This is a genomic window from Streptosporangium sp. NPDC049046 (assembly GCF_040649155.1).
Classification (GTDB): domain Bacteria; phylum Actinomycetota; class Actinomycetes; order Streptosporangiales; family Streptosporangiaceae; genus Streptosporangium.
In genome coordinates, this window is record NZ_JBEZEZ010000006.1 from 250,322 (window position 1) to 262,836 (window position 12,515).

The following is a 12,515-nucleotide window of genomic DNA, read 5'->3' on the forward strand; positions in this document are numbered from 1 at the left end:
TGGGCGGTTGATCCCCGGCCCGGCCCTGCAGGAACGCGTACACATGGCCGGATGACGACTACTCTCCAGGACGTCCTGGCGGGCTCGGGGGGCACCGGTGCCGCGGGGAACACCGCGGGCTCGGGAGGCAAGGCGGGGGCTGAGCGGTTCCAGGACGTCCGGCGCAGGTCGGTGCGGATGCTCAGGCCGGGCAGGACCCTCGCGGGTGTCCCCACCGCGCTGACGGTGTCCGCCGTGCTGGCGGCCTCGGCCGCGGTGACGGTGGGCCTGCTCATGGACTCTCCGCTCGCGCGGGTGCCCTACCGGCGGATCGTCAAGGGCGTCGGCGCGTGGAACTGGTCGGATCCCGCCGTGTTCGCCGCCTCGGCGCTCGCCGTCGCGGTGGGCCTGGTGATGCTCGCGCTCGCCGCGCTGCCGGGGCGGTCACGGCTGGTGCCGCTGGAGGCGGGAGACCCGCACATGGTGATCGGCATCACCAGGTCCGGACTCCGCCGCACGCTGCGGGAGGCCGCCGAGTCGGTTGAGGAGGTGAACGGGGCACGGGTCCGGCTCACGTCGCGGATCGTCGAGGTCACCGTGTTCACCGACGCCGAGCGGACAGGCCCCGTGCTGCGCCGGGTGGGTGCGGCGGTGGGCGACCGGCTCGGGGGCCTGGGCGCGATGTGCGCGGGAGAGGTCGTCGTACGGCTGCGCAGGAAGGGGGCCTGATGAGGCCCTACCTGGGCAACCGGATCGGCCTGGCCGTCACGGGGACGGTGCTGGTGTGCGCCGGGCTCTACGCCTTCCTGCGGGGACGCGGTGACCTGCCGGGACAGGCGCCCGGTGCCAGGCTCGTGCCCCGAGGGTTCCCCGGGTGGCTGGCCGCGCATCCGTTGCCGGGCTGGCTGGTCGCGCTGCTGCTGGTGACGCTCGCTCTCGCGGCGCTGCGGTGGCTGCTACACGCCCTGGGATGGGGACGGTGGGGCAGGCGGACCGGGACGGGGACCGCCATGCTTGGAGTCGCTCTTAAAGAAGTCGAAGGGCTCACTCGTGTCCGCGTCAGGTACGTACGGCACGAGCGGCTGCGCATCGGGGTGGGCTGCGCGCCCGCGACCGATGTCGGCAGACTCGTGTCCCGGCTGAACAGAGACGCGGTGGGGAAGGTCCGACGGGCGCTCGGGGAGGTAGAACTCGGCGTGGTGGTTCGCCTTCACGTTCGCCGCCGCTGACTCCCCGTACTCCGGCGAGCCTGCCGTGCCTCCGTACGCCGACCGCTCACTCGCGCCTCCGTACGCCGACCGTTCGCCTGTCCCCCCGTACACGGGTCGTTCATCCGTCGCCCCGTACGCCGACCGTCGCTCCGGCTCCCCGTAGGCCGGGCGCTCACCCGTCCCTCCGTACACCATCCGGTCCGCCGTGTTTCCGTACGCGGGTGTCTCGCCCGTCGTGCCGTACCTCGGCCGGTCCGCCGCCTCGCCGTACGAGGTCCTCGCGGACGTGCTCTCCTCGGGAGCCCGCCCGTCGTACGACCCGTGCGCCGTCTCGTCGAAGGGGCTCGCGTACACCGGTCGCTCGGCCGTCGCGCCGTGCGAGGGGTCCTCGTCGCCGGGTCCCTCGTCCGAAGACTCCTCGTCCGCTCTTCCCGCCGCGACCTCGGGCGCCCTCTCCTCGTGCTTCTCGTGCCTGACGCCGAAGGCCAGTCCGGCGGCCAGGCAGAGCAGCGGGAGGGCGGGGACGACGTAGCGGTGGTCGAAGGCCGCGATGAAGGGCGGCAGGATGAGCAGTATCGTCCCCGCCGCCCAGGGCAGCAGCACCGCGCCGCCGAACCTTCGCAACCGCATCAGCACGCCGACCAGGCCGACCAGCAGGATCACCGCGAGGTACGGACCCCGCACGAAGCCGTACTCCTGGTAGTTACGCAGCAGGCCCGCGTAGGGTTCGGCCATCGTCGGCGCTCCCGACGAGCCCTGGTAGGCCACGGTCAGCTGCTCTGCGGTCTTGCCCTGCGAGGCGGCACCGGAGGTGAAGGGCCGCACGGTGTCGGGGAAGACGTAGGCGCTCTGCGGGCCGGGAGCCGGGTAGACGCGCCGAGTCCAGTCGAAGATGTGGGCCGCGTCCTCCAGACCCGCCCGCAGGAAGTCGAACGGCTGGGCCATGATCGCCTGGGTGGCGAAGGCGCCCGCGAGGGCGTCGCGCTCGGCCCAGCTGCCCTTGACCTTGTTCAGCGGCGACTCGCCGTCCCAGATGTAGACGGGCGGCGCCGCGCGCTGCCCCAGCGGCTCGACGGGACACAGGGCCGCCTCGGGGCCGGCCGGCTGGATTGCGGCGCAGTCGGCGAAGGTCATCGTCCGGGCCCAGAGGAAGGTGTTTCCCCTGGTCAGAGCGAAACTGCCGTGCTCGGCCCTGAACCAGGCCGCGTACGAGCCCAGGCCGATCGCGGCGGCGAGCGTCGCGGAGAGGACCGCCCGCCACCCGGCTCGGCGGATCACCATGCAGACCAGCGCCACGGCGATGAGCGGCAACCCGATCGTGCGGGTGACGGTCGCCGCGGCGAGCAGCGCCCCGGCCAGCGCGGCGACCCACGCCGCCGGGCGTCGCCGCCACAGCAGCAGCGTGACCGCGAGCACCGCGAGGAACTGGAAGAGCAGGTCCGCCATGACGAGGTGTTCGAGCTGGATCTGGTAGGCGTCGAACAGCACCGGCAGCGCGGCGAGCGTCGCACCCCACCCCGGCAGCCCGCCCAGCCTGCGCAGCAGCAGGTAGACGCAGACGGCCACGACCAGTCCGAGCAGGTGCTGCACCGCGACCACCGCGGGGATGCTGGACAGCGGCTTGAGGATCCACAGGAACAGCGAGTAACCCGCGGGGCGGGACTCCAGGGGGCGGGGGGCGAGCCCGGCGTTCAGGTAGACGAAGGAGTCGGCCCAGAACCACAGGGCGGGCCGGTAGCCGAGCATGGCGAGGAGGCGCAGGCCGCCACCCGCGAGCAGGGCGGTGATGAAGAGCCAGTGCGATCCGAGGAAGCGGAGCGTCCGCAGGGAGCGGGAAGGAGTCTCCGGAGCAGGAGAGCGGCGGGAGCGGCGGGAGCGGCTTGCCGGGGGCGTTCCCGTGACCACCGCGACCTCCCGAATCCCGCGCATGGCCACCCAGCATAGGCGTGGGATCGGAGGAGGCTGCACGTGATGCGAAATTTGGTAGCGATCGAGTTGTATGTCGTCAAGGTTCCGCGGTCCCGAGTCTCCCGCGCGCCCGTCAGAGGCCCCACCGCCCAAACTCCGAGGTCAGCACTCGATGACGTTCACCGCGAGCCCTCCCCGGCTGGTCTCCTTGTACTTGTCGAGCATGTCGCGGCCGGTGTCGCGCATCGTCTTGATGGCCTTGTCCAGCGAGACGAAGTGACGGCCGTCGCCGCGCATCGCGATCCTGGCGGCGGCGATGGCCTTGATCGAGGCGACCGCGTTGCGTTCGATGCACGGGATCTGCACCAGGCCGCCGATCGGGTCGCAGGTGAGCCCCAGGTTGTGCTCGATGCCGATCTCGGCGGCGTTCTCGACCTGCTCGGGGGTGCCACCCATCACCTCGGTGAGCCCGGCGGCGGCCATCGAGCAGGCCGAGCCGACCTCGCCCTGGCAGCCGACCTCGGCGCCCGAGATGGAGGCGTTCTCCTTGAACAGCACGCCGATCGCCCCGGCGGTGAGCAGGAAGCGGATCACGCCCTCGTCGTCGGCGTCCTTCGTGAAGCGGTCGTAGTAGGTGAGCACGGCCGGGATGATGCCCGCGGCGCCGTTGGTGGGCGCGGTGACGATCCGGCCGCCGGCGGCGTTCTCCTCGTTGACCGCGAGGGCGAAGAGCGAGACCCAGTCCATCGTCTGCAGCGAGTCCTTTTCTCCCGACTCGCTGCGCAGCTGCCGGTGGAGCTGGTGGGCGCGGCGGCGGACCTTCAGGCCGCCGGGCAGCATGCCCTCCTTGTCGATGCCGCGCCGCACGCACTCGCTCATGACCTGCCACAGGACGAGCAATCGGTCGCGAACCTCGGCCTCGGTGCGGCCGAACGCCTGCTCGTTCTCCAGCATCAACCCGGAGATGGACAGCCCGGTCTCCGCGCACTGGGCGAGCAGTTCGGCGGCCGTGGTGAAGGGGTGGGGCAGGACGGTGTCGTCGGCTTTGATCCGGTCGGCGCCGGTGGCGTTCTCGTCGACGACGAAGCCGCCGCCGACCGAGTAGTAGACCTTCTCGCGGACCGTCTCGCCGGACTCGGACAGGGCGGTGAAGCGCATGCCGTTGGGGTGGCCGGGGAGCGAGATCTTGCGTTCGAAGACGAGGTCCTCGCCGACGACGAAGGGGATCTCGCGCGAGCCGTACAGGGAGATGGTGCCCGACTCGCGCATGGCGGCGAGCCGGCCCTCGACCGCGTCGACGTCGACGAGCTCGGGCTTCTCGCCGGACAGGCCGAGCAGCACGGCCTTGTCGCTGCCGTGGCCCTTGCCGGTCAGGCCCAGCGAGCCGTACAGGACGGCGCGCACCCGGGCCGTCTTCTCCAGCAGCCCGTCCTGGTGGAGGCCGCGGGCGAACTTGTGGGCGGCGGCCATCGGGCCGCCGGTGTGCGAGCTGGACGGGCCGATTCCGATCTTGAAGAGATCGAAGACGCTGATCGTCATCTGAATCCTTCCAGCGTGGACGGCCACGCGCGCCCTCCGGCGCGCGTGACCGTGACGCGAGCGGGGAAAGGCTTAGGACTCACCCGAGGTGAGCGCGGCGTACTCCTCGGGCGACAACAGGTCGTCGGCGGAGCCCTCAAGACGTACGCGGAACAGCCAGCCCTCACCGTAGGAGTCGCTGTTGACCAGCGAGGGGTCGTCCACGACGGCCTGGTTGACCTCCACGACCTCGCCGTCGACCGGCGCGAAGATGTCGCTCACCGACTTGGTCGACTCGACCTCGCCGACGGCGTCACCGGAGGCGACCGTCGCGCCGACCTCGGGCACCTGCACGTAGACCACGTCACCCAGCGCCTCGGCGGCGTAGGCGGTGATGCCCACGGTGAGGGTGAGGCCGTCATCGATGCCGGAGATCCACTCGTGTTCCTTGGTGTAGTGCAGGTCCTCGGGAATGCTGCTCATTTTTTCCTCCTGTAGAAAGGCAGTGCGACGACCTCGACCGGCTCGTGGCTGCCCCTGATGTCGACGGCCAGTCCTGACGACAGGCCGTTGTCCACGTAGGCCATCGCGATGGGCCTGCCCAGTGACTGGGAGGGCGCCCCGCTGGTGACCTCGCCGACGACCTCGCCGTCACCGGCGACCACCACCGGATACCCGTGCCGGGGCACCCGGCGGCCGGTCGCGACGAGGCCGACCAGGCGGCGGGACGGCGGGACGTCCTTGAGGGATTCGAGGGCGGCCCGGCCGACGAAGTCGCCCGGTTTGTCAAACCTCACCACACGGCCGAGCCCGGCGTCGAACGGGGTCAGGGCGGCCGACAGTTCGTTGCCGTACAGCGGCATCCCGGCCTCCAGACGGAGGGTGTCGCGGGCGGACAGGCCCGCGGGGATCAGGCCGTGCGGCGCGCCCGCCTCGGTGAGGGCGGCCCAGAGCGGCTCGGCGTCCTCGGCCGCGACGAACAGCTCGAAGCCGTCCTCGCCGGTGTATCCGGTACGGGCGACGAGGGCCTCGCGACCGGCGACGACGGCGGGCAGGCCGGCGTAGTACCTGAGCCCTTCGAGGTCGGCGTCGGTGAGCGAGCCCAGGATCTCCACGGAGCGCGGACCCTGGACCGCGACCAGCGCGTACCGCTCGGAGCGGTCCTCCACCGCGGCGTCGAAGCCCTTGGCGCGGCCGGTCAGCTCGGCGGCCACCCGGGGGTAGTTGGAGGCGTTGGCGACGACCATGAACTCGGCGGGGGCGAGCCGGTAGACGATCAGGTCGTCCAGCACGCCGCCCTCGGCGTCGACGATCATCGTGTAGCGGGCGCGGCCGGGCTCCAGCGCGGAGAGGTGGCCGACCAGCGCGTAGTCGAGGGCTTCGGCGGCCTGCGGCCCCGTCACGAAGATCTCCCCCATGTGGGAGAGGTCGAACAGGCCGGCCGCCTGGCGGACCGCGTTGTGCTCGGCCGACTCGCTGCCGTAGCGGAGCGGCATCAGCCAGCCCGCGAAGTCGGTCAGCGTCGCGCCGAGGGACTCGTGGACGCCGCGCAGCGGCGTAGGTCGGGACATGTGCGCACCTCAGACAAGGGACAGATGAGAGCATCCTCCCCCTCTGTCGTGGGTGCCTGAGAGTTTCATCCGGGTTTTACCGGACTTTCACCTTCGGCGAGGTCGTGGGACCTGCTTTCCAGAGGGCACCTACCCGCACGGTCCTTTGCCTTGAGAGGTTCGCGGGGAGGGCTTGCTCCTTCAGGGGTCCTGGCCTGGCTGTCAGGACGCTCTCCCGCACGGGGTTCATCGGTGTCGTCGGCCAGCCTAACCGCCCGCACCGGCCGAGCGAAATCCCCTCGCGGCCCCGATCCGCGCCGGTCAGGGGGTGGCGTGCCGGATCAGCGCCTCGAACAGGGCCGACTCGTCGTCGGTCTCGGGGTGCCACTGGACGGCGACGGCGAAGGGGTGGCCGTCCACCTCCACGGCCTCGACCGTGCCGTCCTCGGCGTGGGCGGTCACGGTCAGGCCCTCGGCGAGCCGGTCGAGGGCCTGGTGGTGGTAGTGGGCCACCTCCACGGTCTCGGTCCCGAAGATCTTCGAGGTGTGGCTGCCGGGGGCGAGCCGCACCGGCATCCTGCCGTACCGGCCGGGGGCCGGGGCGTGCCCGGCGTGGCCGACCACGTCGGGCAGGTGCTGGTGGAGGCTGCCGCCCAGCGAGACGTTCAGGATCTGCATGCCCCTGCAGATCCCCAGGAAGGGTGTGCCCCGCTCCAGCGCCGCCTCGACCAGTCCCAGCTCGGCGTCGTCGCGGAACGGCCGGACGTAGCCGGTCCGCTCGTGCGGCTCCCGCCCGTACCGCTCGGGGCCGACGTCACCGCCACCGGCCAGGATCAGGCCGTCCAGGCGCCCCACCAGCGCCCAGGGGTCGCCCGCCGGGGGCAGGATCACCGGCTGCCCGCCCGCGCGGGCCACGTGGTCGACGTAGTCGTACGGCAGGAGCGCGGTGGTCGTCTCCCAGACGGTGAAGCGCGCGGGCTCGACGTAGCAGGTGATGCCGATGACGGGACGGGACATGATCTCTTTCTCACGCGGAGGCCGGGGACATGGGAGATGGGCCCACGTCCTCGCACGTTATCGGGGCCGGGGTATGGCCTGGGCAAATCCCGCCACCGCCGGTCGCGAAGGTGGCGGGGCGAGGTCTGCAGCGGGTCTACAGCGGGGTGACGTACGCGCCGGAGATGCCGCCGTCCACCAGGAACTCGGAGCCGGTGATGAAGCTCGCGTCGTCCGAGGCGAGGAACGCCACCGCGGCGGCGATCTCGGACGCCTCGGCGAAGCGGCCCACCGGGATGTGGACGAGGCGGCGCTGCGCCCGCTCGGGGTCCTTGGCGAACAATTCCTGCAGCAGCGGCGTGTTCACCGGCCCCGGGCACAGCGCGTTCACCCGGATCCCCTCGCGGGCGAACTGCACGCCCAGCTCGCGGGACATGGCGAGCACCCCGCCCTTGGAGGCGGTGTAGGAGATCTGGCTCGTCGCCGACCCCATCACGGCGACGAACGACGCGGTGTTGATGATCGACCCCTTGCCCTGCCGCCGCATGTACGGGATGGCGTGCTTGCAGCACAGGTAGACCGAGGTGAGGTTCACCTCCTGGACCCGGCGCCAGGCGTCGATGCCGGTCTCCAGGATCGAGTCGTCCTCGGGCGGCGAGATGCCCGCGTTGTTGAACGCGATGTCCACGCTGCCGTAGGTGTCGAACGCGGTCTGGAACACCCGGGCGACGTCGTCCTCGTCGGTCACGTCGGCCCGCACGAACAGCCCCCCGACCTCCTCGGCGGCCGCCGGACCGGTCGTCTCGTCCAGGTCCACGCACACGACGCGGGCGCCTTCCGCGGCGAACCGGCGCGCGGTGGCGAGGCCGATCCCGCTTCCGGCGCCGGTGATGACGGCGACCCTGTCCTGCAAACGCAGCATCGCTTCTACTCCTCGGAAATGAAGACGTTCTTGGTCTCGGTGAACGCTGACAGGGCGTCGGGACCCAGCTCGCGGCCGAGGCCCGACTGCTTGAAACCGCCGAACGGGGTCCAGTAGCGGACGCTCGAATGCGAGTTGACGCTGAGGTTGCCCGCCTCCACCGCTCTGGCGACCCGGAGCGCCCGGCCGACGTCGCGGGTCCAGATGGACCCGCTCAGGCCGTACGGGGTGTCGTTGGCGATCCGTACGGCGTCCGCCTCGTCGTCGAACGGCACCACCGACACCACGGGGCCGAAGATCTCCTCGGTGAACGCCCGGTCGTCGGCCGACCGGGGCGTCAGGACCGTCGGCGGGAACCAGAACCCCGGCCCCGACGGGCACACGCCCCGTAGGTGGGGCGGTTCGGTGACGAAGGAGGCCACCCGTTCCCTGTGCTCGGCGCTGATCAGCGGGCCCATCTCGGTGGCCTCGTCGCGGGGGTCGCCGACTCGGACGTTCAGCACCGCCTCGCCGAACCGCGCGAGGAACTCGTCGTGGACCGAGCGCTCGACCAGGATCCGGGAGCGCGCGCAGCAGTCCTGGCCCGCGTTGTCGAACACCGCGTACGGCGCGGTCGCCGCGGCCTTCTCCAGGTCGGCGTCGGCGAAGACCACGTTGGCGCTCTTGCCGCCCAGTTCCAGGGTGAGCCGCTTGACCTGTCCGGCGCAGGTGGCGGCGATCTGCTTGCCGACCTCGGTCGAGCCGGTGAACACGATCTTCGCCACCCCCGGGTGCTCGACCAGCCGGGCACCCGCGACCTCCCCGGCCCCCGGCAGGACCTGCAACACCCCCTCGGGCAGGCCGGCGGCCAGCGCCAGCTCGGCCACCCGCAGGGCGGTGAGCGGCGTCCACTCGGCGGGCTTGACGATCACGGTGTTGCCCGCGGCCAGCGCCGGGGCCGCCCCCCAGGTCATGATGACCATCGGGAAGTTCCACGGCACGATCACGCCGACGACGCCCAGCGGTTCCCTGAAGGTGACGTCCAGTCCGCCGGGCACCGGGATCTGCAGGCCGTGGTCGCGCTCGGGCGCCCCCGCGTAGAAGTCGAGCACGTCGGCGACGTTGCCCGCCTCCCAGCGGGCGTTGCCGATCGTGTGCCCGGCGTTGGCGACCTCCAGCAGGGCGAGCTCCTCGGCGTGCTCGCGCACCAGCGAGGCGAAACGGCGCAGCAGCCGGGCACGGTCTCCCGGCGCGACGTTCCGCCAGTGCGCGAAGGCGCGCCCGGCACGCTCCACGGCCCTGTCGATCTCGGCGGCGTCGGCCATCTCGATCTCGGCGACCGCCTCTTCCGTCGCCGGATTGATGATCTTCACATTCACATCCGTTCGAATCCCCGGAAAAGCTCCCAGTCGGTCACCGCCGCGTCGAAGGCGGTGAGCTCGACCCGGGCGTTGTTCGCGTAGTGCGCCACGACGTCCTCACCGAAGGCGTCCGCCGCGAACTCGGAGGTCTCCCAGAGCTCCAGCGCGTCGCGCAGCGTGCTCGGCACGGTCTCCGCGCCCGAGGAGTAGGCGTTCCCCGTGAAGGCGTCCTCAAGCGGCAGCTCGTTCTCGACACCGTGCAGGCCGGCCGCGATCAGCGCCGAGACCGCCAGGTAGGGGTTCACGTCGCCGCCGGGGACCCGGTTCTCGATCCGCAGCGATGGGCCGTGGCCGACCAGGCGCAACGCGCACGTCCGGTTGTCCACGCCCCACTTGACCGCGGTGGGGGCGAAGCTGCCCTGCACGTACCGCTTGTAGGAGTTGATGTTCGGCGCGTACAGCAGGGTGAGCTCGCGCATCAGCGCGATCTGCCCGGCGATGAAGTGCGCTCCCGTCGCCGACAGCCCGTGCGGCCCGGAACCGGCCATCACCGGCTCCCCGCCCGCGTCCCTGAGCGAGATGTGGATGTGGCAGGAGTTGCCCTCGCGCTGGTTCGGCTTGGCCATGAAGGTGATCGCCATGCCCTCCTGGGAGGCGATCTCCTTGGCGCCGTTCTTGTAGATCGAGTGGTTGTCGCAGCTGGCCAGGGCCTCGGCGAAGCGGAAGGCGATCTCGTGCTGGCCGAGGTTGCACTCGCCCTTGGCCGACTCGACGTACATGCCCGCGCCCTCCATGCCGAGCCTGATCCTGCGCAGCAGCGGCTCGACCCTCGCGGTGCCGAGGAGGGAGTAGTCGACGTTGTAGAGGTTGGCGGGGGTCAGGTCGCGGTAGCCGCGGCGCCAGGCGTCCTCGTAGGTGTCGCCGAAGACGACGAACTCCAGCTCGGTGCCGACGAAGGCGCCCCAGCCCCGCTCGTCCAGCCTGGCGAGCTGCCTGCGCAGGATCTGGCGCGGCGAGGCGGTCACGTCGGAGCCGTCCTCCCACACCAGGTCGGCCATCACCAGGGCCGTCCCCTCCTGCCACGGCACGCGGCGCAGGGTGGACATATCGGGTTTCATGACAAAGTCGCCGTATCCGCGCTCCCAGGACGACATGGCGTAGCCGTCGACCGTGTTCATGTCGACGTCGACCGCGAGCAGGTAGTTGCAGCCCTCGGAGGCGTGCCGCAGCACCTCCTCCAGGAAGTAGCGCCCCGACAGGCGTTTGCCCTGGAGGCGGCCCTGCATGTCGACGACCGCCAGCAGTACGGTGTCGATCCGCCCCGCCCGCACCTCGTCCTGAAGCTCGGTGACGTCCACACGCCCTCCTCGTCGGGGTCTTATTGGGCTAGTGTTAGACCATTGACGTGCAGCGGGGGGAGCGTTGTCAAGGGCCGGAGGAGATAATTGGACGAGCTGTCGCGGTTGACGGCCGTGTTGCGGCCGGTGCGGGCCGGCAACGCGTTCGAGGAGACGGTGGAGCGTCTGCTCCAGGTCATCAAGCTGGGGCTGGTGTCGGAGAAACTGCCGCCCGAGCGGGAGCTCGCCGCCCAGCTCGGCATCAGCAGGGTCACCCTGCGCGAGGCCATCCGCGAGCTGCAGGAGGCGGGCTATCTGGAGGTCCGCCGCGGCCGGTACGGCGGCGCCTTCCTCACCCACAACGTCCCGCCGCAGCCGCACCGGGACGACCTGCGCCGGGCCGTGGCCGACATGGGCACCGACGACCTGTCCGACGCCCTCACCTTCAGGATGGCGGTCGAGTGCGGCGCGGCCCAGGTGCTCGCCACCACCCCCCTCACCCCGGAGCGGCGCGAAACCCTGCGCGAGAGGCTGCGCGAGGTCAACTCGGCGGGCCCCGAGGACTACCGCCGCCTCGACACGGCCTTCCACCTCGCCATCGCCGAGCTCACCGGCTCCGCCCTGCTCGCCGGGGCCTGCGCCGACGCCAGGCTCCGGGTCACCGACCTGCTCAACGCGATCCCGGTGCTCCAGCGCAACATCGAGCACGCCTCCCTCCAGCACCAGGCGATCGTGACGGCCATCCTGGCCGGGGACCCCGAGGCCGCGCGCCGCGCCGTGGCCGAGCACCTTGAGGGGACCGCGGCGCTGCTGCGGGGTTTCCTCGCCTGACGCGCGGCGCGCCTCGTACGGGCGGCCTGTGCTTCGTACGGCGCCTCGCGGGCGCCCGGGGAGACCGCCGTGCCGTCGTGACGCCGGGTGACTCCCGCGCCGATCCTGCGGTGTTCCTCGCATAGCCTGGGGGACGGTGGGGGATTTGTTCCGAGAGCGGATCATGGACACAGGGCGGCTGCCGCTGTTCTGTTTCTTCGTCGCGCTGATCGTCGTCTTCCTGCTCACCAGGATCAACGTCCGGCTCATCCGTGCCAGGATCGGCTGGTTCGGCAACGTCAACGTCGGCGAGATGCACATCCACCACGTGGTGTTCGGCGTGGTGCTCACCCTGCTCGGCGGGGTGGCCGGCCTCATCGTCTCGGGGGTCTCGGAAGGCTGGTACGCGGTGACGGCGGCCGTCTTCGGCGCCGGGGCCGCCCTGATCCTGGACGAGTTCGCGCTCATCCTGCACCTGCACGACGTCTACTGGGAGGAGGAGGGCAGAGCCTCGGTCGACGCCGTGTTCGTCGCCGTCGCGGTCACCGCCCTGCTCCTGATCGGCCTGCGTCCCCTCGGCTGGGAGGACTACGCCGGCGAGTCCCCGGGCATGTGGCTCACGATCTCCTTCATCGTGACCAACCTCGTGCTCGCCGTGATCACGTTGCTCAAGGGCAAGATCTGGACGGGGCTCGTCGGGCTGTTCGTCCCGGTCCTCCTGGTGGCCGGCGCGATACGGCTCGCCCGCCCGGGATCGCCCTGGGCCCACTGGTTCTTCGCGCCGGGCTCCCGGCGTCCGCAGCCCCGCAAGATGGCGAGGGCGGAGGGCCGCGAGGAGCGCTGGCGTCGCCCGGTGATCCGCGGGAAGATCGCCTTCCAGGAGTTCCTCTCCGGCCGCCACGACCTCCCCTCCACCCGCCTTCGTTCCCGTCACTGAGCCCGCC

General features: G+C 71.3%; 11 protein-coding genes and 2 riboswitches. Of the genes, 3 read left to right on the top strand and 8 right to left on the bottom strand.

What is annotated here, in order from left to right; all coding sequences use genetic code 11:
- The first annotated feature begins 51 nt into the window (after nt 1-51).
- A complete protein-coding gene (locus tag AB0B96_RS10850; RefSeq protein ID WP_362897623.1) occupies nt 52-708 on the top strand; it encodes a DUF6286 domain-containing protein in 657 nt (218 codons plus the stop codon).
- A gap of 227 nt (nt 709-935) precedes the next feature.
- Here the strand turns inward: AB0B96_RS10850 and AB0B96_RS10855 are convergent, their stop codons facing one another.
- The 8 genes from AB0B96_RS10855 to AB0B96_RS10890 all read right to left on the bottom strand — a co-directional run bounded on the left by AB0B96_RS10855 (nt 936) and on the right by AB0B96_RS10890 (nt 10,782).
- On the bottom strand, nt 936-3,119 hold the full coding sequence (locus AB0B96_RS10855) for a hypothetical protein (RefSeq protein ID WP_362897625.1): 2,184 nt from the start codon (nt 3,117-3,119) through the stop codon (nt 936-938).
- Nucleotides 3,120-3,260: 141 nt separating this feature from the next.
- A complete protein-coding gene (locus AB0B96_RS10860) occupies nt 3,261-4,637 on the bottom strand; it encodes an L-serine ammonia-lyase (protein WP_362897627.1) in 1,377 nt (458 codons plus the stop codon).
- 72 nt (nt 4,638-4,709) lie between these two features.
- Nucleotides 4,710-5,099 (bottom strand): glycine cleavage system protein GcvH, encoded by a 390-nt coding sequence (gene gcvH / locus AB0B96_RS10865; RefSeq protein WP_350949822.1) that lies wholly within the window; start codon nt 5,097-5,099, stop codon nt 4,710-4,712.
- Nucleotides 5,096-6,187 carry a glycine cleavage system aminomethyltransferase GcvT gene (gcvT, locus tag AB0B96_RS10870; RefSeq protein WP_362897629.1) on the bottom strand — a complete coding sequence of 364 codons (1,092 nt, stop codon included), beginning with the start codon at nt 6,185-6,187 and terminating at the stop codon, nt 5,096-5,098. The genes gcvH and gcvT overlap by 4 nt, the downstream gene beginning before the upstream one ends.
- Nucleotides 6,188-6,220: 33 nt before the next feature.
- A riboswitch (glycine riboswitch) is annotated at nt 6,221-6,315 on the bottom strand.
- A riboswitch (glycine riboswitch) is annotated at nt 6,316-6,414 on the bottom strand.
- A 73-nt stretch (nt 6,415-6,487) separates the two neighbouring features.
- A complete protein-coding gene (locus AB0B96_RS10875) occupies nt 6,488-7,183 on the bottom strand; it encodes a gamma-glutamyl-gamma-aminobutyrate hydrolase family protein (RefSeq protein WP_362897631.1) in 696 nt (231 codons plus the stop codon).
- A gap of 136 nt (nt 7,184-7,319) precedes the next feature.
- Nucleotides 7,320-8,084 carry a 3-oxoacyl-ACP reductase gene (locus AB0B96_RS10880; protein ID WP_362897633.1) on the bottom strand — a complete coding sequence of 255 codons (765 nt, stop codon included), beginning with the start codon at nt 8,082-8,084 and terminating at the stop codon, nt 7,320-7,322.
- A gap of 5 nt (nt 8,085-8,089) precedes the next feature.
- A complete protein-coding gene (locus AB0B96_RS10885) occupies nt 8,090-9,436 on the bottom strand; it encodes an aldehyde dehydrogenase family protein (protein ID WP_362897635.1) in 1,347 nt (448 codons plus the stop codon).
- Between the two features lie 2 nt (nt 9,437-9,438).
- The gene (locus AB0B96_RS10890; protein WP_362897637.1) at nt 9,439-10,782 is read right to left on the bottom strand and encodes a glutamine synthetase family protein; all 1,344 of its coding nucleotides are present in this window, start codon (nt 10,780-10,782) and stop codon (nt 9,439-9,441) included.
- Between the two features lie 87 nt (nt 10,783-10,869).
- Here AB0B96_RS10890 and AB0B96_RS10895 point away from each other — a divergent pair, with 87 nt between their 5' ends.
- On the top strand, nt 10,870-11,592 hold the full coding sequence (locus AB0B96_RS10895) for an FCD domain-containing protein (RefSeq protein ID WP_362897639.1): 723 nt from the start codon (nt 10,870-10,872) through the stop codon (nt 11,590-11,592).
- Nucleotides 11,593-11,728: 136 nt separating this feature from the next.
- Nucleotides 11,729-12,508, top strand: a complete 780-nt coding sequence (locus tag AB0B96_RS10900; protein WP_362897641.1) for a hypothetical protein — start codon at nt 11,729-11,731, stop codon at nt 12,506-12,508.
- Nucleotides 12,509-12,515: the final 7 nt, after the last annotated feature.